This window comes from Streptomyces sp. NPDC053755 (assembly GCF_040677675.1).
Taxonomy (GTDB): domain Bacteria; phylum Actinomycetota; class Actinomycetes; order Streptomycetales; family Streptomycetaceae; genus Streptomyces.
This window is the reverse complement of sequence record NZ_JBFASK010000031.1, coordinates 21,923-45,523: the sequence shown is the minus strand read 5'-3', so window position 1 is coordinate 45,523 and position 23,601 is coordinate 21,923. Positions and strand designations below refer to the sequence as shown.

The following is a 23,601-nucleotide window of genomic DNA, read 5'->3' as shown; positions in this document are numbered from 1 at the left end:
GCGCGGATGCTGCCGATCGACGCGGCGGCGCACAGCAGTCGCTGGCGCCGCCGTCATCCGTGCGAGAAGGCGGCTCTGGGTTTCGGCCTGACGCTGTGCGCGGTGTGCCTGCCGCCGTGGCCGGGGGCCGTGCTCGTCGCCGCGGCCACCCTCTCGGTGCTCCTCGGTCCGGCCGGTGTCCCGGGACGCCGGCTGTGGCGGGCGTTCCGCGTTCCGCTGGGCTTCTGCGTGACGGGCGCGGTTCCGCTGCTGTTCGAGGTGGGCGGTCCGCGCGGTGTCGTCGCCCTGGCACCGGACGGTCCCGCGCACGCGGGCGAGCTGCTGCTGCGGACCGCGGCCGCCTCCCTGGGGGTGCTGCTGTTCGCGTTCACCACGCCCGTCTCGGACGTGCTTCCCCGGCTGGTCCGGGCGGGGGTGCCGGCCCCCGTCGTGGACGTCGCCCTGGTGATGTACCGGATCAGCTTCCTGCTCCTCGACGCGATGGCGAAGATCCGCCAGGCGCAGACGGCCCGACTGGGGCTGACCACGCGGGCGGCGACCTGGCGCTCGCTCGCCGGACTCGGGGCGACGGCGTTCGTGCGCAGCTTCGACCGGGCGCAGCGCCTGCAGACCGGGCTGGCGGGGCGCGGGTACGACGGGACCCTGCGGGTCCTGGTGCCCGCCGCCCCCGTCTCGCGCCGCTTCCTGGCGGCTACGGCCGGGCTGCTCGTCGGTCTCGTCGCGCTCACCCTCGTACTGGAAAGGTCCCTGCCGTGAGTCTTCGTTCCCCTGTCGTGGAGCTGGTGAGGGCGGGCTTCGCCTACGAGGACGGGCCCGCGGTCCTCGACGGGATCGACTTCGCCGTGCCGGAGGGGCGGTCGCTGGCCCTGCTCGGCAGGAACGGCAGCGGCAAGACGACGCTGCTGCGCCTGCTCAGCGGTGGTCTGCGGTGCGCGAGCGGCGCCCTGCGGCTGGACGGCGAGGAGGTGTCGTACGACCGCAAGGGGCTGACCCGGCTGCGGACGACGGTCCAGCTGGTCGTGCAGGACCCGGACGACCAGCTGTTCGCGGCCTCGGTGGGTCAGGACGTGTCGTTCGGGCCGATGAACCTGGGGCTGCCGGAGGAGGAGGTACGGCTCCGGGTGCGCGAGGCCCTGGAGGCGCTGGACATCGCGGCCCTGGAGGACCGGCCGACGCATCTGCTGTCGTACGGGCAGCGCAAGCGGGCGGCGATCGCGGGAGCGGTGGCGATGCGTCCGCGCGTGCTGATCATGGACGAGCCGACGGCCGGGCTTGATCCGCACGGTCAGGAGCGGCTGCTCGACGTGCTGGTGCGGCTGCGGGACGCGGGGACGACGGTGGTCATGGCGACCCATGACGTGGATCTGGCCCTGCGCTGGGCGGACGAGGCGGCGGTCCTCGCCCCGGACGGCCTGCGGACCGGGCCGGTGACCGACCTCCTCGCGGACGACGCGCTGCTCTCCTCGGCACGGCTCCGCCGGCCGTGGGGCATGGCCGTCGCCCGGCTGCTGCGCGCCCACGGCCTGCTGTCCGCCGACGCCGACGGTCCCCGCACGGCGGAGGAGCTGGACGCCTGGGCGGGGGCGGGCAGGCCGTAGCGGGCGGACGCCGACCGAGCCGGGGCTGAGCGGGACGGGCGCCCGTCCGAGCGCCTCAGCGGGCGGGGGGACCGGTACGGGTCCCACCCCGCCCGCCGCCCGTGTGCGGCGGCCGGCACGGGGTCGTGTCCGTCCACCCCTGGCGGTGGGGACCCGGAGCCCTTCCGCCCGCGGCCGGCCCGCACCGGCCCCCGTCCGTCGCTGGGGGACCCGCCCGCGGGCCATCCGTCCGTGGGGCGGGGCGGGTGGACTCCGTCCGTTCGTGGGGGCGGGGCGGGTCGGCTCCCCCAGTCCGTGGGGCGGGCCGGGTCCGTGCCCGGACGTAGCGCAGATCACGCCCCCACCGTTATGCAACTTGTTGCACAAGTCGCCTCGGGTCGTCTACAACAGGGCGTGACGATCCTGCGCGAGGAGGCGCCCCGATGGCCCCGACCACCCCGTACCCGCACCTGCTGAGCCCGCTCGACCTCGGCTTCACCACCCTTCCCAACCGGGTGCTCATGGGGTCCATGCACGTCGGGCTCGAGGAGACCGAGAACGGCTTCGCGCGGATGGCCGCCTTCTACGCCGAGCGTGCCCGCGGCGGAGTCGGCCTCATCGTGACCGGCGGCATCGCCCCGAACGAGGCCGGTCGCCCCTGGGACGGCGGCGCCAAGCTCAGCACCGACGAGGAGGTCGCCGAGCACCGGCTCATCACCGACGCCGTGCACGAGGCCGGCGGCAGGATCGCGATGCAGATCCTGCACTTCGGGCGGTACGCCTACCACCCCGCCCTCGTCGCGCCCAGCCCGATCCAGGCGCCGATCAGCCCCTTCGTACCGAACGAGCTGACCGATGCCGAGGTCGAGCAGACGATCGAGGACTACGCCCGCTGCGCCGAGCTGGCCAAGGCCGCCGGATACGACGGCGTCGAGGTCATGGGCTCCGAGGGCTACCTCATCAACGAGTTCATCGCGGCCGCCACCAACCGGCGCACCGACCGGTGGGGCGGCCCTTACGAGAACCGGGTCCGCTTCCCCCTGGAGATCGTCCGACGCATCCGCGAGCGCGTCGGCGAGGACTTCATCCTCGTCTACCGGCTCTCGATGCTCGACCTCGTCCCCGGCGGCTCGACGCTGGAGGAGGTCGTCGCGCTCGCCAAGGAGATCGAGGCGGCCGGCGCCACCATCATCAACACGGGCATCGGCTGGCACGAGGCCCGCATCCCCACCATCGCCACCTCCGTGCCCCGCGGCGCCTACACCTGGGTCACCAAGAAGCTGATGGGGGCGGTGAGCATCCCCCTCGTCACCAGCAACCGCATCAACACCCCCGAGGTAGCCGAGCAGATCCTCGCCGAGGGACGCGCGGACATCGTCTCCATGGCCCGGCCGTTCCTCGCGGACCCCGACTTCGTCGCCAAGGCCGCGGCCGACCGCGCCGACACGATCAACACCTGCATCGGCTGCAACCAGGCCTGCCTCGACCACACGTTCAGCCTCAAGATCACCTCCTGCCTGGTGAACCCGCGCGCCTGCCACGAGACCGAACTGGTCCTCTCCCCCACCCGCCGGGCCAAGCGGATCGCCGTCGTCGGCGCGGGGCCCGCCGGGCTCGCCTGCGCGGTCTCGGCCGCCGAGCGGGGACACACGGTCACCCTGTTCGACAGCGCCGCCGAGATCGGCGGTCAGCTGAACGTCGCCAAGCGAGTGCCGGGCAAGGAGGAGTTCAACGAGACGCTCCGCTACTTCCGCGTCCAGCTCGACGCCCGGGGCGTCGACGTCAGGCTGGACACCACGGCCACGCCCGACCTCCTCGCCGCGTACGACGAGGTGGTCGTCGCCACCGGCGTCACCCCGCGCACCCCCGAGATCCCGGGCATCGACCACCCCAGCGTCGTCAGCTACCTCGACGTCCTGCGCGACGGCGCGCCCGTCGGCGAGCGGGTCGCGATCATCGGCGCCGGCGGAATCGGCTTCGACGTCGCGGAGTTCCTCACCGACGGGGGCGAGGGCGCGAGCCAGGACGCGGAGACGTACTTCCGCCAGTGGGGCGTCGACACCGGCTACGCGGACCGTGGCGGGCTGCGCGCTCCCGAGCGCCCCCGGCCCCCGCGCCAGGTGCACCTGCTCCAGCGCAAGTCGACCAAGGTCGGCGCCGGCCTGGGCAAGACGACGGGCTGGATCCACCGCGCCGAGATGAAGCACCGGGGCGTGACCATGGTCGCCGGCGCCTCGTACGAGCGGATCGACGACGAGGGCCTCCACCTCACCGTCGACGGCGAGCCGCGGACCGTCCCCGTCGACACGATCGTCCTGTGCACCGGGCAGGAGCCGCGCCGCGGCCTGTACGAGGAGCTGATCGCCGCGGGCCGTACCGCGCACCTCATCGGCGGCGCCGACGTCGCCGCCGAGCTGGACGCCAAGCGCGCGATCGACCAGGGCACCCGCCTGGCGGCGGCTCTGTGACCCGCATCCGGCTCGTGTCGGCAACGCCCTCCGGGCGGGCGCCGACACCTTCCGGGCCCTCCCTAACATTGCGCGCATGTCCCTGCCGCACGCGATCCTGACCGCGCTGCTCGAGAAGCCGTCCTCCGGCCTCGAGCTGACGCGCCGCTTCGACAAGTCGATCGGCTATTTCTGGTCGGCCACGCATCAGCAGATCTACCGCGAGCTGGGCAAGCTGGAGCAGGCGGGGCACATCCGTGCCCTGCCCGCCCGGTCTCCGGCCCGCGGGCAGAAGAAGGAGTACGAGGTCCTGCCCGCGGGCCGCGCCGAGCTGACCGACTGGGTGGCCAGGACCGAGGACCCCAAACCCCTGCGCTCCGCGCTGCTGCTGCGGATGCGGGCCGCCGCGGTCGTCGGGGCCCCCGGGATGGCCGACGAGCTGAGTCGCCATCTCGACCTGCACCGAGGCCAGTTGGAGGAGTACCTCGACATCGAGGCGCGCGACTTCCCGCCGGCGCGCCGGGAGAGCGAGCCCGACCGGCTGCGGCACCTCGTGCTGCGCGGCGGGATCGATCTGGAGCGGTTCTGGGTGGAGTGGCTGACCCACGCCCTGGCGGAGCTGGAGCGGTAGCACGCAGGACGGCGCCGGGCACGGGAGCGGACGGCGTTCCCCCCTCCGCCCTCCGCCTCACCGCGAACGCCCGGTGCTCCCCTCCTCCGTGGCCCTGCGCCAGGCCGCGTCGCGCAGCAGCCGCAGCCCGTTGAGCCCGACCAGGACCGTGGAGCCCTCGTGGCCCGCCACGCCGAGCGGCAGCGGCAGGTGGCCCGCCAGGTCCCAGACCACCAGGGCGCCGATGCAGGTGCCGGCGATCACCAGGTTCTGGACGACCAGCCGGCGGGCGCGGCGGGACAGGGCCACAACGGCGGGGACGGTGGCCAGTTCGTCGCGTACGACGACGGCGTCGGCGGTCTCCAGGGCCAGATCCGAACCGGCCCGGCCCATGGCGATGCCGGTGTGCGCGGCGGCCAGGGCCGGGGCGTCGTTGACGCCGTCCCCGACGACGAGCACCGTGGCCCCGGCCCGCTCCCAGGCGCGCACGGCCGCCACCTTGTCCGCGGGCAGCAGCCCGGAACGCACGTCCGTGATGCCGGTCCCTTCGGCGACCCGGGCGGCGGCGCCCGCGTTGTCGCCGGTCAGAAGGGTGGGGGCGGTGCCGGTGAGCCGGGTCAGGGCGGCGACCGCCTCCGGGGCGCCGTCGCGGATCCGGTCGGCGAAGGTGAGGACCGCGACCGGCCTCCCGTCGGCCACGACCTCGACCGCCGTGTCGGTGTGCGCGCCCGCGGCCCGGCGGACCCTCACCTCGCGGCCTTCCACCGTCGCCCGCACGCCCTCCCCCGGTACGGAGGCGAAGTCGCTCGCCGCGGGGATCCGCAGGCCGCGTTCGCGCGCCGCGGCCACCACGGCGCGCGCCAGGGGGTGTTCGCTGGGCAGTTCGGCCGCCGCGGCCCACGCCAGCGCGCTCTCGTCGCCCCGCACGTCGAGGAGGCGGGGCGCGCCCTCGGTCAGCGTGCCCGTCTTGTCGAGGGCGACCCGGTCGACGGCGCCGAGGCGTTCCATGACCACCGCGGACTTGACGAGGACGCCGTGGCGTCCGGCGGTGGCGATGGCGGAGAGGAGCGGCGGCATGGTGGCGAGGACGACCGCGCAGGGCGATGCCACGATCATGAAGGTCATGGCACGCAGCAGGGTGGTGGTGACGTCGGCCCCGAAGGCGAGCGGGACGGCGAAGAGCGCGAGGGTGGCCACCACGACGCCGACCGAGTAGCGCTGTTCGACCTTCTCGATGAACAGCTGGGTGGGCGCCTTGGTGGCGCTGGCCTCGGCGACGAGGGCGACGATGCGGGCGATGACGGAGTCCCGCGCGTCCCTGTCGACGCGCACGCGCAGGGCGCCCGTGCCGTTCAAAGTGCCGGCGAAGACCTCGTCGCCGGGAATCTTGGCGGCGGGCAGCGACTCGCCGGTGATGGTGGCCTGGTCGACGTCGCTCACGCCGTGGAGCACCGTCCCGTCGGCGGGCAGCCGCTCCCCCGGCCGTACGAGCACGGTGTCACCGATCCGCAGCTCGGCCACGTCCACCGGCTCCTCGGTCGCGGCGCGGCCGTCGGGCCCGCCGCCGGTGAGCCGGACGGCCTTCTCGGGGGCGAGGTCGAGCAGGCCCCGTACGGAGTCGGCGGTGCGTCGGGTGGCGAGCGCCTCCAGGGCGCCGGAGCAGGCGAAGATGACGATCAGCAGTCCGCCGTCGAGGTACTGGCCGATCGCCGCGGCGCCGAGGGCCGCGACGACCATGAGCAGGTCGACGTCCAGGGAGCGCTCGCGCAGCGCCCGCAGCCCCGCCCAGCCCGGCTCCCAACCCCCGGCGGCGTAGCAGACGGCGTAGAGCGGTCCCCAGGCCCAGGCCGGGGCACCGGCCAGGTCGAGCGGCAGCGCGCAGAGGAAGGCGAGGGCGGAGAGCGCCGCCCAGCGGACCTCGGGCAGGTCGGTCACACGGGTCCTGCGGGCCGGCGGGGCCGGCGCGGCCTGGGCGGCCGGGCTGTCGAGCACCGGGGAAGCCATGGGAGTCCACCTCTTCGGACGGCACGGGGGTGCGGGGACGAGCGGATAGGGGTGCGGCCACAGCAGCGGACCCACCATACCCGAACACATGAAGAGGTCTTCATCTATCTACATATGAGCGCCGCTACGATGAGCCCATGGGACACGGAGCGCACGGCGGGACGACCCCCGCGACCCACCTGGACGCGGACTCGGCCGCCGCCATCGCCGCCACCCTCCAGGCGCTCGCCACGCCCTCCCGGCTGATGATCCTCACCAAGCTCCGCCAGGGCCCCTGCGGCGTCACCCAGCTCGCCGCGGCCGTCGAGATGGAGCAGTCCGCCGTCTCGCACCAGCTGCGGCTGCTGCGCGCCCTGGGCCTGGTCACCGGCGTCCGGCAGGGCCGCCGGATCGAGTACAGCCTCTACGACAACCACGTGGCCCAACTCCTCGACGAGGCCGTCTACCACATCGAGCACCTGCGCCTCGGCACCCGCGACGTACCCCAGGAGACCGTGGATACTGGGCAGTCGTAGACCCATCGACGGGAAAGGGCGGGGATGGCCGACGACTTGGGGCACCGCGGGACACGTCACGCGGTGGTCATCGGGGGAAGTCTCGCGGGACTGCTGGCCGCGCGGGTGCTGAGCGAGCACGCGGAGAGGGTCACGGTCGTCGAGCGCGACCGCTTCCCGGAGGGCCCGGACGCCCGGCCCGGGGTCCCGCAGAGCCGGCACACGCACGTCCTGCTCGAAGGCGGACAGCGGGCGCTCGACGAGCTGCTGCCCGGATTCATGGACGAACTCACGGAGCAGGGGGCGCCCCGGGTGGGCATGCCCCAGGACATGGTGCAGTGGCAGAACGGCCAGTGGTTCCGGCGGATCCCGGCCACGACCGCGTTCTACACCGGCGACCGCGCCAAGCTCGAAGCCCTGGTGCGCCGACGGGTGCTGGCCGACCCCCGGATCGAGACCGCGCAAGGCGTCGAGGCGGTCGGCCTGATCGGCGACTCCGCCCGCGTCCGGGGCGTGCTGCTGCGCGATCGCGGCGTGGGCTCCGGGACGGGCGAAGGCGGGGAGCCCCGCCGTCTGGAGGCCGATCTGGTGGTCGACGCCTCGGGCCGCGGGACGCGCGCGCCCGACTGGCTCGCCGCGATCGGCGCGGAGGCGCCGCACGAGGAGACCATCGACACCGGCCTCGCCTACGCCACCCGCACCTACCGGGCCCCGGAGAACGACAAGACGGACGCCCTCGGGTACTTCATCGTCCCCAATCCGGAACAGGTGTACGGCGGGGTGGTGGTCCCGCTCGGGGACGGCCGGCACCTGGTGACGCTGTCCGGACTGCGCGGCGACGAACCGCCCACGGACGAGGCCGGCTTCGAGGCGTACGCGAACCGGCTGCCGCACCCGGTGATCGGCGAATGGCTGGCCCGGGCCGAGCCCGTGTCCCCGGTCTTCGGCTTCCGCAGGACCGCCAACGTCCGTCGCAGGTACGACCGTCCGGGTCGTCGCCCGGCCGGCTTCCTGGCCACCGGCGACGCGCTGTGCACCTTCAACCCGATCTACGGCCAGGGCATGGCGGTCGCCGCGATGAGCGCGGTCGCGCTGCGCGAGGCGCTCGGCGACCGCCGTCGCACGGCGACCACCCGGGTGGTGCAGAAGGCGCTGCTCGACGCCTCCCGGCAGGCGTGGGACATCTCCGCCGGGTCCGACAAGAAGATGCCGGGCGCGACCGGCAACGCGACGGGCACCCGCGCCGTGGACAGGCCGGTGGGCTGGTACCTCCGCCGGTTGCAGCAGCGGTACGGCGGAGATCCGGTGGTCGGGCGGGCGTTCCGGTCCGTCCTCACGCTCACGGCGCCCATGACGTCGTTGTTCGCCCCCGCGGTGGCGCGGTCCGTCCTCTTCGGCCCGGTCCCGTGGACACCGCCCGAGCCGCCGCTGCGACGCGAGGGGTGAACGGGCCGTAGCGGCCCGGCGGCTCCGGGCCCAGGCCGGGCGCTGCGCGCACCCCGGGGCCCGGTGGCGCCCCTCTCCTCCGCCGCGCCCCGCTCACGCCTTCTCCCCGCCCCCTCCCGGGGGGCCGGGGCGGGCGGGCTTCCGACGTCACGCGTCCGGGGAGGCCGCCACGACCCCGGCCGCGATCGCCGCGCTCAGACGGGCGTAGTCGTCCGCGTTCTGGGCGGCGTAACGGACCGCGAAGTCCGCGACCGCCCGGTCGAAGACGTCCGAGCCGCCGAGGTAGGCGGCGATGGCGACGCGGTCGCCCGAGCGGGCGTGGGCGCGGGCCAGCGCGCGCCCGCAGAGAGCGGCGTACTCGCGCAGGAGGGACGGCGACATGGTCTCGACCTCCGCGGAGCCCTTCATGTCGCGCAGCTGGCGCCAGTAGAAGTGGCGCTGTTCGGGGCCCGTCATCCAGCCGAGGAAGATGTCGCCGGCGGCCTGGACGAGGCGCTGGCCCGCGACGACCCGGCGCCCCTGGTGGGCGTACGCGCTGGGCTCCAGGTACTCCTCCAGGACCGAGCGGCCCGCCTCCTTGATCTGGAGGACCAGCGGGTCGTTCTCGTCGCGTCCTTCGAGCAGGAGGACGAAGCAGCGGGTGCCGACGCTGCCGACACCGACGACCTTGCGGGCCGCGTCGACGAAGCGGTACCGGTCCAGGAGTACCCGCCGCTCCTCGGAGAGGGAGCTGCGGTAGTCGCTGAAGACCTTCCCGAGGTTCACCCGGTCGAGGTCGGCGGTGCGGTGCAGGAGGGGCGGGGCGTCGACGAAGCGCCGGGCCCCGGTCTCGTCCCGCTCGGTGAGGCGGGCGATGGCCTGGAGACTGGTGCGGCGGCGGGCGCGGGCGAGGGCGTTCTCGACGCGGGCACGGCCGTGCCGCAGCAGCGGCGCCAGCTCTTCGGCGTCGATCCTCTCGTACCAGACGGCGAGCTCGCCGAGTCCCGCGAGGCGGCGCAGGGACGTGCGGTAGGACGCGGTGGCGACGAGCGCGGAGCGGTGGGCCTTGGCCTTGCTGGTGCCGTTCTGGAGGGCGGCGACGGCGACGCTGGCGGCGAGCCGCTTGACGTCCCATTCGAAGGGGCCGGGCAGCGTCTCGTCGAAGTCGTTGACGTCGAACAGAAGCGTCCGTTCGGGTGAGGCGTAGACCCCGAAGTTGAGCAGATGGGCGTCCCCGCAGAGCTGGACGGTGAGTCCGGTGTGGGGCTGGGCGGCCAGGTCGGCGGCCATGACGCCGGCGGCTCCCCGCAGGAAGGCGAACGGCGAGACGGCCATCCGTCCGTACCGGAGGGGCAGGAGTTCGGCCACGCGGTCGACGGACTGTCTCTGCAGGACGGTCAGCGGATCGGGGCGCTGGGAGGAGGGTATCCAGCGGCCGTGCGAGGACCGGGGGACGCGCTTGCGGGCCGCCCGGCCCGTTTCGGCTCGCTCGTACGGTGTCAGCATCCGGCCTCACCCGCCTCTTCCAGCGTCGCTACCGGTTGAACTCATTAGAGGCGCACTCGCTCGTTTCGGCCACTCTCACGGGGACCCCCTTCCCCAATGGTTTAGACCAATGATAGGAATGATCACTCACACGGCCCACACGATCACGCTGAGCAAAGAAGGGTCCGAACATGGCTGAGCCCGATCCCGAGCAGGTGGCGGCGGTACCGCTCTACCTCCGGGTCGCCGCCGCCCTGCGGGACGACCTCGCCGACCGACGCCTCGCACCCGGCAGCCGGCTGCCCTCCGAGCGCTCGCTCGCCCATCGCTACCACGTCAACCGCCAGACCGTGCGCAGCGCCCTCCAGCTGCTGCGCGACGAGGGGCGGGTGGTGACCGACCGGCGCGGCACGTTCGCCGTCGACGGTGGCCCGCAGGCGCACGTCCCGCTGCTGACGGCACGCCGGCAGTCCTTCCCCGGCGGTACGGAGGCGGCGGACGCGCTCGTCCGGGCGGCCCTCGCCTGGGAGGCGCCCCCGGCGGCGCTCGCGAGCCGGCTGTCGCTCGTGCCGGGCGAGCCCACGCTCGTGCACCGGCACGTGGTGATGAGCCCGGCCGGGACGCCCCTGCAACGGTCGGTGTCCTGGTTCTCCCGGCAGGCGCTCACGGAGATACCCCAGCTCTCCCGCTACCGCCGGGGCAAGGACGCGGCCCAGCAGCCGGACCTGCGGCTGCTCTACCACTGGATGCACCAGGCCGGGCTGCGGCTGACCAGACGGGAGTCGATCGGCGTGCCGGCGGGCCCCGGCACGGGAGTCGGGGCCGGCGCGGCGCGGCTGATCGTCCACCGGGTGGTGAGCGACCAGCACGGCCACGCGCTGGAGATCACCGACATCGACTTCGCGGCCCAGGCGGCGGCCTGGACGTACGAGTTCAGCGCCTGAGCACGGGGCTCCCTACACGATCCCCTCGGCGATCTCCGCCTCCTCGCGGGCGGTGCCGTACGCCGAGGGGGTCCCGTACGAACGGCGGGCGACGTACCACCAGAGCGTGGCGAGGACCAGGACCACGGCGAGCGCGATGACGGCGTAGTTCATGGAGTCGACGGTCACCGGCGACTTCTGCGGCAGGCAGAACAGGACGGTGACCACGGCCACCCAGCCGACGGCGGTCCAGCCGATCGGCCGGCTCCAGCGGCCGAGGTTCCAGGGCCCCGGGGTGAAGCGCGTGCCCGCCCGCAGGCGCAGGTAGATCGGGATGGCGTAGGCGGGGGTGATGCCGATGACGTTGATGGCGGTCACCGCGCCATAGGCGGTGGCCGAGTAGAGCGAGGGCACGGCCAGCACGGCGGCGACGGCCACCGAGAGCCAGACCGCCGGAACCGGCGTCTGGGTGCGGCTGCTGACCTTGCGCCAGAGCGCCGAGCCGGGCAGCGCGTTGTCGCGGCTGAAGGCGAACACCATCCGGCTGGCGGCGGCCACCTCGGCGTTGCCGCAGAAGAGCTGGGCGGCGATGACCACGAGGAGCAGCGCGGTGGCACCGCCGGTGCCGAGCGCGTCGAGCAGGATCTGGGCGGGCGGGACGCCGGTGGCGCTGTTCTGCGTGCCCGCGTAGTCCTGGATGGCGAAGGTCAGTCCGGCGAGCAGGGCGAAGCCGGCGATCCAGGAGACCCAGATGGCGCGCACGATGCCCTTGGCCGCGCTGACGGAGGCGTTGGAGGTCTCCTCGGAGAGGTGCGCGGAGGCGTCGTAGCCGGAGAACGTGTACTGCGCGAGGAGCAGACCGACGGCGGCGACGTAGAACGGGTTGGCCCAGCCGGTGTCGTTCACGAACTCGGTGAAGACGAACTCGGCGGACTGGTGGCGGTCCGGAACCAGGGCGAGAGCGCCGACGATCACGGCGACACCGGTCAGGTGCCACCAGACGCTGATCGAGTTGAGCACGCTGACCAGGCGCACGCCGAAGAGGTTGAGCACGGCGTGCAGGAGCAGGATCGCGAGGAAGATCAGGAAGGTGGAGCCGGCCGTGGGCACGATGCCCCACTGGAGGTTGAGGAAGGCGCCGGTGAAGAGGGCGGCGCCGTAGTCGATGCCGGCGATGGCGCCGAGCAGCCCGAGCAGGTTCAGCCAGCCGGTGTACCAGCCCCAGCGGCGTCCGCCGAGCCGGTCGGCCATGTAGTAGAGCGCGCCGGAGGTCGGATAGGCGCTGGTGACCTCGGCCAGCGCCATGCCCACGCAGAGCACGAAGAGGCCGACGCCCGCCCAGCCCCACATCATGACGGCGGGGCCGCCGGTGCCCAGGCCGAAGCCGTAGAGGGTCATGCATCCGGAGAGGACGGAGATGACGGAGAAGCTGATGGCGAAGTTGCCGAAGCCGCCCATGCGGCGGGCCAGGACCGGCTGGTAGCCGAGTTCTCTGAGCCGGGCCTCGTCGTCCTGGCCCTGGGCGGGGCCGCGTATGTCGTCGACGGGGACGGTGCGGGACATGGCCGGTTACCTCCGGAAGGGGTGGGGGGAGCGGATGCGCAGGTCGGGGCGCGGGGAAGCCGAGCGGGTCAGGGGTCGAGACAGCGGGCGCGGGCGCGCAGGAACACCTCTTCGGCGAGGGCGCGGTCGTCGGGGTCCGCCGTGCGGTACGCCCAGGGCAGCGTCGTGTAGTAGGGCCCGAGGGCGTCGAAGACCCGGGCGGCGTCGTCGAAGCGGAGGGCGCCGTGGAGGGCATGGGCCAGATGGTTCAGGTCGAGGAGGGACGCCTCGGCGGTGGCGCAGAAGAGGAACCAGTCGTCCAGGGCGCGCCGCGCGTCCCGGACGGCGTCCTCGGCGACCCAGTGCAGGTCGAGCGCGTGCTCGTGACCCCGCTCGCGCCGGTAGCGCTCGACCCGGACGTAGAGCGGAAGGGCGTGCAGCGCCGATCCGGGAGGTGCGCCGGAGACCGCCCACTGGGCGTAGTTGACGGCTTCGGAGAGCGGCCCCGGCCGGCGGGCGTAGAAGAACTGGAGCATGCGGTGGTGCGCCTCGCGGTTGTACGGGTCGCGCTTCTCGGCCTCGGCGAGGAGGGCCCAGGGTCCGGGCGGGAGCATGGGCGCCGGCGGGCGCTGACGGTGCTCGTCCCGGTGCGAGGCGTCGTCGAGAGCGGCGAGGGCGAGCAGACAGATCCAGGGCACCGGGTCGGCGGGGGACCGTCCGGCGGCGTGGCGGCAGGCGGCCCGTGCCTCCTGGCGCAGTTCACGGGAGCGGGGGTGGCCCGCGCGGTGGGCGCGTACGGCGCGTTCGACGGCGACGCGGGTGTGCATCACGGTGGCGGGCGCGCTGTCCGGCTGCTCGGTGCGCCACGCCTGGACGACGTCGGTACCGGCGGCGACGGCCGCCAGGACCTGGGTGCGCTGGGTCCAGGCGGCCCAGCCCGTCGTCTCGTCGAGTAATCGGGCCATGGCCACCCAGCGGCCCGTCCGCAGGTCCTGGAGGGCGTGGCGCAGGGCGTGGTCGTGGCCCGCCGGGTGGTAGACGGGCCGGAAGCCGTGCCCGCCTCTCACGGGGCGGGGCATGCTGTGGATGACATGGGTCCTCGGTGGGGTGGAGGGGTGGTCAGCCCCCGGTGGACATCCCGGCCGTTGATCGGCGATCACTATAAGGGCCGCTGGATCGTCCCGGTCCACTTTCACTTCCGATCGTAACTATCCAGCCACAGACTGAATTTGACCAAGCGTCAACGAGGGTGGCGAAGGTGACGAGGGTGGCCGCCGCGGCTTGACGCGTCGAGGCGGGTACACCAGGCTTCGGCTCCGGTGATCAAGGGCGGCAGGTGCACCGGAGGCACCGGCTCGGCGCGTGCACCCGGGTCCACCGGACGCACGGGGGGGCACGGTGGACGGTGTGCGCACGCGCCGACGCGCGACGACCCGGACGCCCGGGTGCGCCGCCACGAGGACGGGAGCGCGACGATGACGGGGCCGGTACTCGCCGTCGACCAAGGCACCTCGGGGACCAAGGCGCTCGTCGTCTGCCCCGACCGCGGCGTCATCGGGACCGGCGCGGCGCCCGTGCGGCCCCGCCATCTGCCCGGTGGCCTGGTCGAGGTCGATCCGCGGGAGCTGTACGCCTCCGTGGTCACCGCCGGGCGCGCGGCACTGGCGGCGGCGGACACTCCGGTCGTGGCCGTGGGTCTGGCCAACCAGGGCGAGACGGTCCTCGCCTGGGACCCCGCCACCGGCGCCCCCCTGACCGACGCGCTGGTCTGGCAGGACCGCAGGGCCGCCGCGCTGTGCGACGAACTCTCCGCCCACGCCGAGCGGTTGCGTCGCTGGACCGGACTGCCCCTCGACCCCTACTTCGCCGCTCCCAAGATGGCCTGGATCCGTCGCCGTCTCACCGGGGCGGGCGTCGTCACCACCAGCGACGCCTGGCTGGTACACCGGCTCACCGGCGCGTTCGTCACCGACACCTCCACCGCGGGCCGCACCGGACTCCTCGACCTGGACACGGTGTCCTGGTCGGAGCCCGCCCTCGACGTCTTCGGGCTGGGCGGCGAACGGCTGCCGCGGCTGGTGGACTCGGACACGCCGGTCGGCACGACGACCGCGTTCGGACCGCCGTTGCCCGTCACCGGCCTCCTGGTCGACCAGCAGGCGGCGCTCCTCGCCCAGCGGGTCACCGAACCGGGCGCCGCCAAGTGCACCTACGGCACGGGGGCGTTCCTGCTCGCACAGACGGGTCCGGTCCCCCACCGGGGCGACGGCGGTCTGGTGAGCTGCGTGGCGTGGCGGCTGCGGGGCCGGACGAGCTACTGCCTGGACGGCCAGGTGTTCACGGCGGCGTCGGCCGTCCGCTGGCTGACCGATCTCGGGGTGCTCTCCGGCGCCGAGGACCTGGACCGCGTGGGCGGGACGGTGCCGGACGCCGGGGGCGTGACCTTCGTACCGGCCCTGGCCGGACTCGCGGCGCCCTGGTGGCGCGGGGACGTGCGCGGCTCCCTGCACGGTCTGGGCCTGGACACGACGGCGGGCCACCTGGTCCGCGCCCTGTGCGAGGGGATCGCGGCCCAGGTGGTCGAGCTGGCGGGCGCGGCGGCCGTCGGCCTCGGCGCCCCGCCGGCCACCCTGCGGGTGGACGGCGGTCTCACGCGGTCCGCGCTGCTGATGCAGACCCAGGCGGATCTCCTCCAGCGCCCCGTCGAGGTCTCGGCCTTGCCGGACGCGACCGCGCTGGGGGTCGCGGCGGTCGCCCGGCTGGGGCACGACCCCTCGCTCGGCGTCGACGAGGCCGTACCGGAGTGGAAGCCGTCGGCCGTGTACGAGCCGCGGATCGGCGGCGCGGAGGCGAGTGAGCGCATGGGCCGGTTCCGCTCGGCGGTGGGCGCGCTCCTCGACGGCGCCCCCGGACCCTCGCGCCCATGACCGCGAAGAGACGGGCCGTGAGAAGAAGGGCCGTGGAGGGGCGCGGCACGGGGAGACGTGGTGCCGGGATGCGAGGTGCGGGAAGCACCGGCGCGGGAGGGCGGACGTCCGTGACGGTCCCGGCCGGGCCCGGTGGGGCCGGTGGGGCCGGGGCACGCGGGAACGTCCCGGCGGGCGGGCCGCCGGCCCGCGGCACGGTGACCCGCACCGGCGCGCTTCCCGACACCTCCGCGCCGGGGGCGGAGTACGACGTGGCCGTCGTCGGTGCCGGAGTGGTCGGCTGCGCCCTCGCGCGCGAACTCGCGTGCCACGATCTGCGGGTGGCGCTCGTCGAGGCGTCCGGAGATGTCGGCGACGGCACGTCCAAGGCGAACACCGCGATCCTGCACACCGGTTTCGACGCCGTGCCGGGCTCGCTCGAAGGCAGGCTGGTCCGGGAGGGGCGCCGGAGGCTCCTCGCCTACGCGGACGAGGCGGGCATTCCCGTCGAGCCGCTCGGGGCGCTGCTGGTCGCCTGGGACGCCGAACAGCTGTCCGCCCTGCCCGCCCTCGCCGATAAGGCCGCCCGCAACGGTCACCGGACCACGCGGGTGATCGCGGCCGGCGAACTCGCCGCGCGCGAGCCGCGCCTGGGACCCGGCGCCCTCGGGGCGCTGGCGGTGCCCGGGGAGTCGGTCGTCTGCCCGTGGACGACGACGCTCGCGTACGCCACCCAGGCGGTCCGCTCCGGAGTGGACCTGCACCTCCACTGCCGGGTCGAGTCGGCCCGTCCGGGGAGGCCGCACCGGCTGGTCACCCGGCGCGGGGAGCTGCGGGCCCGCTACGTCGTCAACGCCTGCGGGCTGTTCGCGGACGAGTTCGACGCTCTGTTCGGCCGGCACGACTTCACCGTGACGCCCCGGCGGGGCCAGCTGATCGTCTTCGACAAGTTCGCGCGCGGGCTCGTCCGGCACATCCTCCTGCCCGTGCCGGGCCGGCTCGGCAAAGGGGTGCTCGTGGCCCCGACGGTCTACGGGAACGTCCTGCTGGGTCCGACGGCGGAGGATGTGGACGACAAGGCGGCCACCGGTTCGACGGCCGAAGGGCTCGCCGCCCTTCGCGCCCAGGGCCGGCGGATCCTGCCGGCGCTCCTGGACGAGGAGGTGACGGCCGTCTACGCCGGGCTGCGGGCCGCCACCGAGGACGACGACTTCCGGGTGGCCGCCCATCCCGGGCAGCGGTACGTCACGGTCGGCGGCATCCGGTCCACCGGGCTCACCGCCTCCCTCGCGCTCGCCGACCACGTCGTGGGCCTGCTGGCCGGGGAAGGGCTGGAGCTCGGCGCGCGGCGGCCGCTCGCCCCGGTCCGGATGCCGAACCTCGGCGAGGCGTTCCCCCGTCCGTACCGCGACGCCGATCGGATCGCCCGGGAGCCGGACTTCGGGGCCGTCGTCTGTCACTGCGAGCGCGTGACCCGCGGCGAGATCCGGGAGGCGCTCTCGTCCACGATCGCGCCGGCCACGCTCGACGGGCTGCGGCGGCGGACCCGGGCCTGCGGCGGGCGCTGCCAGGGGTTCTCCTGCGGCCCGGCCGTGCGGGCGATGTTCGAGGAGGCGCGCCGGTGATCCGGTCGGTCGACGTGCTGGTCGTCGGGGCCGGTCCGGCCGGGCTCGCCGCGGCCGCCCGGCTGGCGGCGGCGGACGCCGGCCGGGTCGAGGTCCTGGAACGGGACGAGGAGGCCGGCGGCGTGCCGCGGTTCTGCGCTCACGGCGGCTTCGGCGTGGGCGAGTGGGGCCGGACGACGGACGGAGCGGCGTTCGCGCGCCGGTCGGTCGCGGCGGCGGTACGGGCCGGGGCGACGATCCGCACGGGCGTATCGGTCACCGGCTGGGCCGGGCCGTCGGCCCTGGAGGTCACCGCGCCCACCGGGCTGGAGAGGATCACGGCCAGGGCGGTCGTCCTCGCCACGGGCGCCAGGGAGCGGCCGCGCAGCGCGCGGCTGGTGCCGGGGACCCGGCCGGCCGGGATCCTGACGACCGGGGAGCTCCAGCGGTCGGTGGTGCGGTACGGAGTACGCGGGGACCGGCTCGGGCGCCGTGCGGTGGTGATCGGCGCCGAACCCGTCGCCCACCACGCGGTGCGGACGCTGCGCGGGGCCGGTGTCGACGTGGTGGCGATGGTGACGGACGGGGTGCGCGGGCCCCGGCGTCTCGCCGCGGCCTCCGGCACGGCGCCTCCTCCCCTGCTCACGGGCACGACGGTGACCGAGCTGCTGGGGCGGGGCCGCCTCACCGGGATCGGGGTGCTGGACCGCGGCGGACGCAGGGGGACGATCCGCTGCGACACGGCGGTCTTCACCGGCGACTGGATTCCCGAGCACGAACTGGCCCGCGCGGGTGGGGTGGCGCTGGACGCCGGCACCCGGGGGCCGGCGGTCGACGCCTTCCTCCGTACCGGCACGGCGGGGGTCTTCGCGGCGGGCGACGTCCTACGGGGCGTCGAGTCGGCGGCCACGGCCGCCGCGGAGGGGCGCGCGGCGGCGGAGTCGGTGCTGCGACGGCTGGCGGGAGAACCCTGGCCCCCGGCGGGGGCGCCGGTGGTGGCCGAGCGGCCGCTTCGGTGGACGCTCCCTAACCGGATCGCGGACGGTGTGCCGACGGGACCGGTCCTGGTGCGTGCGGACGCGCCGCTGACGAGCCCGGTGGTCAAGGTCGTCCAGGACGGCCGGCTCCTGCACCGGGCCGTCGTGCCGGGCACGGTGTGGCCGTTCCGTTCGGTGCGGCTGCCCTCGGCGTGGACGGCGGACGTCGATCCGGCCGGCGGTCCGGTGGTGGTGAGCCTCGACGCGTAGCGTCAGAGGCCTGGTCCTCTGGCATGTGCGACGCGCCGTTGACCACCCCTCCCGTCGGCCTCATGCTCATGACAGGAATTCCGTCTTCCGACACGGAGGTGTCATGGTCAGGCGCGCGATCAGATCCCTGCTCTCCCTGCTCCTGCTGGTGGTCGCCGCACTCGCGGGCACGGTCGCGACCGCGGGCACGGCGCACGCGGACGAGTGCTACACCTGGGGGCGCACGCTGTCCTCCGGCATGTCCGGCGCGGACGTGACCCAGTTGCAGATCCGGGTCGCCGGCTACCCCGGCTACGGCGCCGTCCTCGCCGTCGACGGTTCCTACGGCCCGGCGACGAAATCCGCCGTGACCCGCTTCCAGCAGGCGTACGGACTGGCGGCGGACGGCGTCGCCGGCCCCGCCACCTTCTCCAAGCTGTACGCGCTCCAGGACGCCGACTGCACCCCCGCGCACTTCACCTACGCCGAACTCAACAAGTGCAACGGCGACTTCTCCGGCGGAGCCGTCAGCGCGGCCACCGCCAAGGCGAACGCCCTGCGCGCGATGTGGAAACTGGAGGCCCTGCGCCACGCGCTCGGTGACGTACCGATCTCCGTGAGCAGCGGATTCCGCTCCTACGCCTGCAACTCCGCCGTCGGCGGCGCCTCCGACAGCCGCCATCTGTACGGCGACGGCATCGACCTCACCGGATCGCCGTCCCTGTGCACCCTGGCCAAGCAGGCGCGCAACCACGGGTTCAACGGGATCCTCGGCCCCGGCTACCCGGGCCACGGCGACCACGCCCACGTCGACACCCGGGCATCGCGTTTCTGGTCGGCGAGCAGCTGCGGAATCTGACCGGCTCGGCGACACTGGACGGCATGCCGGACAAGCGCAGCGCTGGGCTCCTCCTCTTCCGCAGGACACCGGACGGCGGCACCGAGGTACTCATCGGCCATATGGGTGGACCCTTCTGGTCCTCCAAGGACGTCTCGGCCTGGTCGATCCCGAAGGGCGAGTACGGCCCCGAGGAGACCCCGGAGGCCGCCGCCCGGCGCGAGTTCGAGGAGGAGCTGGGACTCCCGGCACCGGACGGCGAGCGCATCCCGCTCGGTGAGGCACGGCAGCGGAACGGAAAGACCGTCGTCATCTGGGCGGTCGAGGCGGACCTCGACCCGACGCGGGTGGTGCCGGGCACGTTCACCATGGAGTGGCCGCGCGGATCGGGCGTCCAGCAGGAGTTCCCGGAGATCGACCGGGTCGGCTGGTTCACCCCCGTGGCGGCCGCTCCGCTGCTCGTCGCGGGGCAGCGGGTCTTCCTCGACCGCCTCACCACACACCTGGACGGGCGGGGCGAACCCTGATTGTCAGACCCGTACGAGAGGGTGGGAGTGCCAACCTGTCGAGAGGGAGCCCGACATGACCACGATCACCGCCCGTGAGCGCGCCGCCGCCCAGGCGTACCTCCGTCTGCTGGAGTCCACCCAGGCGGTCCTGACCGACCCGCACCTCGCGCCGTACGCCGGGGCGATGCTCACCCACCCCATGGCCGAGGCCGACGCGGCCCTCCGCGCCGCGGGGTTCTCGGGCAACGAGGCCCACCTCCTCCACCTCGTCTCGGCCCTGCGCACCTCCCCGACGACGGCGGACCGCGGCCGGATGTAGGCCCGGCCGCCGGGCCGGGCCGCGGGGCGACGCGAGCGGATCGGGACGGGTCAGCCCGTACGGACCGGGAGGACGCGCACGCTGTTGCCGACGAAACTCGCGTGGCGGGGAAGGCCGGACTCGGGGGTCGCGAGGGTGAGGTCCGGGAAGCGCGTGAAGAGCGCCTCCAGGGCGATGGCGGCCTCCATGCGGGCGAGAGGGGCACCCAGGCAGTAGTGGGGGCCGTGGCCCAGGGAGAGATGCCTGGCCGTCGGTCTCCGAGTGAGGTCGAAGCGGTCGGCGTCCGGACCGTGGGCCTTCGTGTCGCGGCCCGCCGCCGAGTAACCCGCCAGGACGGGGGTGCCCTTCGGGATCAGCGTGCCGTCGACCGTGAGGTCGCGGGTGGGGTAGCGGAACGGGAAGTAGCTCACCGGGCTGTCCCACCGCAGGGTCTCCTCGACCGCGTCCGGCCAGGGGACCCGGCCGTCCAGCAGGAGGGTGAGCTGGTCCCGGTGCGCGCAGAGCGCGCGGACGGCGTTGGTGATGAGGTTCAGGGTCGTCTCGTGCCCGGCGATGATCATCAGGATCAGGGTGCCGATGAGTTCGGGCGGGCTCAGCCGGTCACCGCCCTCGTCGCGGGCGGCGATCAGGGCGCTGGTGAGGTCGTCACCCGGCCGCGCGGAGCGGGCGGCGACGACGGCGGCGATGACCTCGAGGAGTTCGCGGTTGGCCGCAAGAGCCTGCTCGGGACCGATGTCGGTGGCGACGACCTGGTTGGAGAGGTGGTGCAGCCGGTCCCGGTACTCCTCGTCCACGCCGAGGAGTTCGCAGATCACGCCGAGGGGCAACGGCAGGGCGTAGTGGCGGCGCAGGTCGGCGACGCCGTCGCCGTCGCGGGCGGCCGCCGCGAGCCCGTCCAGGAGCCCGGCGGTGACGGCCTCGACCCGGGGACGGAGCCCTTCGACGCGTCGGGGCGTGAACGCGGTGCCGACCAGGGACCGCAGCCGCCGGTGATCGGCGTCGTCGGCGGTGGTCATCCCGGGGACGGTGGCGAAGGTGCGCAGCGGCCAGCCGTCGGGGACGCGCCCCTCGGTGAGGGCCGTGAAGTGGTGCGCCCCCTTGGCGACTTCGGGGTGGGAGAGGAACTCGCGCAGTGCGTCGTGGCCGAGGACGGCCATTCCCTCGATGCCGTCGGGCAGGAGAACCGGGGTCACGGCGCCCCGGGCGAGCAGCCGGGCGTTGGCGGCGTGCGGGCAGCCCCCGGCGGGGTCGAGACGGTGGGGCGTGGCGTTCACGGGTGCACTCCTGACGGCGAGGCGGTCCGGATCGGCGACGGAACGGTCAGAGCGGCTGAACGGTCGGATCCTACGGTCGTCGTGCCCAGGGTGGGAGGGGTCGGCACCGGCCCGACCCCTCCCGTCACGTCGCCTGCCCGGGCGGCCCGCGCCCGTGCCTCACGTCAGCCCATCGTGTCGGGGGCGGGCTGCCGGGGGCGCCGGCCCAGGAGCTCGGCCAGGCCGCGGCGGGTCGCGGCGATCACCACCCGGTCGCCGGGCGCGAGCAGTTGGCCGGGGTGGAGCTGCCAGACGAGCCCCGCCCCCGGGCGCCCGAGCGGCGCTGAGCCGGTGGCGAGGGCGATGACCCGCCAGGCGCCCGGCCGGAACGCCTCCGCCACCGTACGGCCGTCGAGGAGCGGGTTGCCCGCCACCTCCACGGCCGCGAAGAGCAGCACCCGGCGCTCCACCGGGATGGCGCCCAGGATCCGGCGGCCCATCATGGCTCCGGCGAAGGCCGGTGCCGCCAGGTGCGAGACGCTGCGGCTGCGGGTGAGGGCGTCCGGGTGGGCGGTGCGCAGAGTGCGGTAGACGGCGGTGGCGAAGTCGTCGTCGTACAGGCGCAGGGCGACGCGCAGGTCGGCCTTGACCGCGCGGGCCGAGAGCGCGGCCTCCAGATTGGTGATGTCGATACTGGTCAGGGCGAGCAGGGCATGGGCGCGGTGGATGCGGGCCGCCTCCAGGACTCCCTCCTCGGTCACGTCGCCGATGACCGTCGGCACGCGCAGCCGGCGGGCCAGTGCCACACCGCGCGCCTCGGGGTCGGACTCGACGCAGACGACGGGGATGTTCAGCCGCCTCAGACGCGCGAGGACGCGCGTACCGACCTTGCCGAGACCCAGGAGCACCACATGGCCCGACAGTGTCCGCGGCGGGCGGCGCAGCGAGGTCGCCGTACGGAACGTGCCGAGGGCTTCGAGGAGTCCGGCGATCAGGACGGGCAGCAGGAGCAGCCCGAGCAGCCCGGCGAGGAGCTGCAGCACCTGGCGGCTGGTCGTCTCGCCGACGGCGGGCTCACCGATGGCGAAGAGGTCGAGCAGCGTCAGATAGGCGGCGTGCAGGGGGTGGTCGCCGGTGGTGAGCCAGGTGGCGAGCGCGATCGCGGCGACGGCGGCGGTCACGCCGGCCAGCGACCAGCGCAGCCGGCGGGAGAAGAGCGAGGCGACGGGCAGGGCGGAGGCGCCGAAGCGGTTCGAGGAGAGCGTGGGGCCGGCGTAGGCGACCGCTTCGAGGGCGACCGTGGCGCGGCCCGGAGCCGCCGCGACGGCCTGGTCGTCGGGCAGGAGCTGGGGTCCCTCGTCGCCGCTGCGCTCGGAGCCCTCACAGCCGGCCGGGTCGTTCGTGGTCGCCGAGAGCAGGGCGAGGGTGCACAGGCCCGGGTCGGCGACCTCGCCACGGGCGGGCGGGGTCCGTTCCACGGCGTGGAGCAGGAGGCCCCCGGCCTGGACCACCTTGCTGGTGCCGGCGATCGCGGTGGCCGCGAGCGCCGGGGCGGCCGTGTCGGCGTCGGAGAGGACGGTCGTCGACGCGTCCAGGAGCCTGGGGTCGAGGCAGGGCTCCGCGACGGCCGCGGCCTGGTCGAGGAGGGTCTCCAGGTGCTGGCCCAGCTTGCGGTTGTAGAGCCGGATCACCAGCCGCAGCCGCGGATTGAGCCGGCGCGCGGCGAGCGCGGCGCGGATGTTGGTCTCGTCGTCGTCGTACACGAGGGCGAGCGCGGCCGCGTGCTCGACACCCGCGTCCACGAGGACGGCGTCGTCCACCTCCGCGGTCTCCACGACCCGGACGGAGCGGGCCGGCGCGGCCCCCCGCTGCTCCCCCACGGTGCCCCGGACGACGGCCGCCGTCACCCTGCCGAAGAGCGCCTGGGCGAGCCCCGGCCGGCCGGCCGACGGCCTCTCGGGCTCGCGGGGCGCGGGGACCAGGAGGGTGATCCGCTCACCGTAGACGTCGTGGAGCTCCCCCGCGAGCCGGTGGGCGAGCACGTCGTCACCACAGACGATCATGTGACCGGCCGGCGCGGACCGGGGATGCCCGTCCGCCGCCCGGGGCGCGGGCGCGCCTGACGGCGCTCCGGCCGGACCGGCGGCGACGGGGGCACCGGGGGCCCGTGGAGCTGCGGTCTCCGGGGGAACGGGGCTGCGGGGAAAGGGGTGTGAGGACACGTCACCAGGATGCCTTGCTCCTCAGACACCTCGGGAACCACGGGTGGCCGGGTGCCAGGGGGCCGCAGAGGGCGCAGGCGCCACAGCGGCCGCGGGCCCCGTGGCGGCCGCGCGCATACCGCGGTATCGCGGACGGCCCACGCACCACAAGGGCCGGCGTTGCGGACGGCCCACGCACCACACAGGCCGGCATCGCGGACGGCCCACGCACCACACA

19 protein-coding genes are annotated in these 23,601 nt (G+C 74.6%); 13 read left to right on the top strand and 6 right to left on the bottom strand.

The annotated features are described in order from the left end of the window. Window positions 1–6 precede the first annotated feature (6 nt). From cbiQ to AB0K65_RS25515, 4 genes are all read left to right on the top strand, one after another. On the top strand, window positions 7–756 hold the full coding sequence (cbiQ, locus tag AB0K65_RS25530) for a cobalt ECF transporter T component CbiQ (RefSeq protein ID WP_365720335.1): 750 nt from the start codon (window positions 7–9) through the stop codon (window positions 754–756). Further along, window positions 753–1,598 (top strand): ATP-binding cassette domain-containing protein, encoded by an 846-nt coding sequence (locus tag AB0K65_RS25525; RefSeq protein ID WP_365720332.1) that lies wholly within the window; start codon window positions 753–755, stop codon window positions 1,596–1,598. Before cbiQ ends, AB0K65_RS25525 begins: the two co-directional genes overlap by 4 nt. Window positions 1,599–2,020: 422 nt before the next feature. Next, the gene (locus AB0K65_RS25520; RefSeq protein ID WP_365720330.1) at window positions 2,021–4,045 is read left to right on the top strand and encodes an NADPH-dependent 2,4-dienoyl-CoA reductase; all 2,025 of its coding nucleotides are present in this window, start codon (window positions 2,021–2,023) and stop codon (window positions 4,043–4,045) included. 76 nt (window positions 4,046–4,121) lie between these two features. Continuing rightward, a complete protein-coding gene (locus AB0K65_RS25515) occupies window positions 4,122–4,655 on the top strand; it encodes a helix-turn-helix transcriptional regulator (protein WP_365720328.1) in 534 nt (177 codons plus the stop codon). Between the two features lie 57 nt (window positions 4,656–4,712). Here the strand turns inward: AB0K65_RS25515 and AB0K65_RS25510 are convergent, their stop codons facing one another. Continuing rightward, complete coding sequence (locus AB0K65_RS25510) at window positions 4,713–6,638, bottom strand: heavy metal translocating P-type ATPase (RefSeq protein ID WP_365720327.1); 1,926 nt, start codon at window positions 6,636–6,638, stop codon at window positions 4,713–4,715. Between the two features lie 137 nt (window positions 6,639–6,775). On the opposite strand from AB0K65_RS25510, the gene AB0K65_RS25505 reads away from it, so the two are divergent. Both AB0K65_RS25505 and AB0K65_RS25500 read left to right on the top strand, forming a co-directional pair. Continuing rightward, a complete protein-coding gene (locus AB0K65_RS25505) occupies window positions 6,776–7,153 on the top strand; it encodes a metalloregulator ArsR/SmtB family transcription factor (protein WP_365720325.1) in 378 nt (125 codons plus the stop codon). Between the two features lie 24 nt (window positions 7,154–7,177). Continuing rightward, complete coding sequence (locus tag AB0K65_RS25500) at window positions 7,178–8,578, top strand: FAD-dependent monooxygenase (RefSeq protein WP_365720323.1); 1,401 nt, start codon at window positions 7,178–7,180, stop codon at window positions 8,576–8,578. A gap of 147 nt (window positions 8,579–8,725) precedes the next feature. On the opposite strand, the gene AB0K65_RS25495 is transcribed toward AB0K65_RS25500, so the two are convergent. After that, window positions 8,726–10,063, bottom strand: a complete 1,338-nt coding sequence (locus AB0K65_RS25495; RefSeq protein ID WP_365720321.1) for a DUF2252 domain-containing protein — start codon at window positions 10,061–10,063, stop codon at window positions 8,726–8,728. A 170-nt stretch (window positions 10,064–10,233) separates the two neighbouring features. Here AB0K65_RS25495 and AB0K65_RS25490 point away from each other — a divergent pair, with 170 nt between their 5' ends. Then, window positions 10,234–10,986 (top strand): GntR family transcriptional regulator, encoded by a 753-nt coding sequence (locus tag AB0K65_RS25490; protein WP_365720319.1) that lies wholly within the window; start codon window positions 10,234–10,236, stop codon window positions 10,984–10,986. A gap of 12 nt (window positions 10,987–10,998) precedes the next feature. On the opposite strand, the gene AB0K65_RS25485 is transcribed toward AB0K65_RS25490, so the two are convergent. Both AB0K65_RS25485 and AB0K65_RS25480 read right to left on the bottom strand, forming a co-directional pair. Next, window positions 10,999–12,528, bottom strand: a complete 1,530-nt coding sequence (locus tag AB0K65_RS25485) for an amino acid permease (protein ID WP_365720317.1) — start codon at window positions 12,526–12,528, stop codon at window positions 10,999–11,001. A 68-nt stretch (window positions 12,529–12,596) separates the two neighbouring features. Then, the gene (locus tag AB0K65_RS25480; RefSeq protein WP_365720315.1) at window positions 12,597–13,586 is read right to left on the bottom strand and encodes a hypothetical protein; all 990 of its coding nucleotides are present in this window, start codon (window positions 13,584–13,586) and stop codon (window positions 12,597–12,599) included. A 396-nt stretch (window positions 13,587–13,982) separates the two neighbouring features. On the opposite strand from AB0K65_RS25480, the gene AB0K65_RS25475 reads away from it, so the two are divergent. From AB0K65_RS25475 to AB0K65_RS25450, 6 genes are all read left to right on the top strand, one after another. Then, window positions 13,983–15,434, top strand: a complete 1,452-nt coding sequence (locus AB0K65_RS25475) for an FGGY family carbohydrate kinase (RefSeq protein ID WP_365720313.1) — start codon at window positions 13,983–13,985, stop codon at window positions 15,432–15,434. A 68-nt stretch (window positions 15,435–15,502) separates the two neighbouring features. Next, window positions 15,503–17,038 (top strand): NAD(P)/FAD-dependent oxidoreductase, encoded by a 1,536-nt coding sequence (locus AB0K65_RS25470; protein ID WP_365720311.1) that lies wholly within the window; start codon window positions 15,503–15,505, stop codon window positions 17,036–17,038. Continuing rightward, entirely contained in the window at window positions 17,035–18,264 is a 1,230-nt protein-coding gene (locus tag AB0K65_RS25465) for an FAD-dependent oxidoreductase (RefSeq protein WP_365720309.1), read from the top strand. The genes AB0K65_RS25470 and AB0K65_RS25465 overlap by 4 nt, the downstream gene beginning before the upstream one ends. Before the next feature lie 103 nt (window positions 18,265–18,367). Continuing rightward, window positions 18,368–19,102 (top strand): D-Ala-D-Ala carboxypeptidase family metallohydrolase, encoded by a 735-nt coding sequence (locus AB0K65_RS25460; protein WP_365720307.1) that lies wholly within the window; start codon window positions 18,368–18,370, stop codon window positions 19,100–19,102. Between the two features lie 23 nt (window positions 19,103–19,125). Beyond that, the gene (locus AB0K65_RS25455) at window positions 19,126–19,608 is read left to right on the top strand and encodes an NUDIX domain-containing protein (protein ID WP_365720305.1); all 483 of its coding nucleotides are present in this window, start codon (window positions 19,126–19,128) and stop codon (window positions 19,606–19,608) included. Between the two features lie 55 nt (window positions 19,609–19,663). Continuing rightward, complete coding sequence (locus AB0K65_RS25450; RefSeq protein WP_365720303.1) at window positions 19,664–19,909, top strand: hypothetical protein; 246 nt, start codon at window positions 19,664–19,666, stop codon at window positions 19,907–19,909. A 50-nt stretch (window positions 19,910–19,959) separates the two neighbouring features. Here the strand turns inward: AB0K65_RS25450 and AB0K65_RS25445 are convergent, their stop codons facing one another. Both AB0K65_RS25445 and AB0K65_RS25440 read right to left on the bottom strand, forming a co-directional pair. Beyond that, window positions 19,960–21,183, bottom strand: coding sequence for a cytochrome P450 (locus AB0K65_RS25445; protein WP_365720301.1), 1,224 nt, complete (start codon window positions 21,181–21,183; stop codon window positions 19,960–19,962). 164 nt (window positions 21,184–21,347) lie between these two features. Continuing rightward, window positions 21,348–23,225 carry an NAD-binding protein gene (locus AB0K65_RS25440; RefSeq protein ID WP_365720299.1) on the bottom strand — a complete coding sequence of 626 codons (1,878 nt, stop codon included), beginning with the start codon at window positions 23,223–23,225 and terminating at the stop codon, window positions 21,348–21,350. Window positions 23,226–23,601 lie beyond the last annotated feature (376 nt).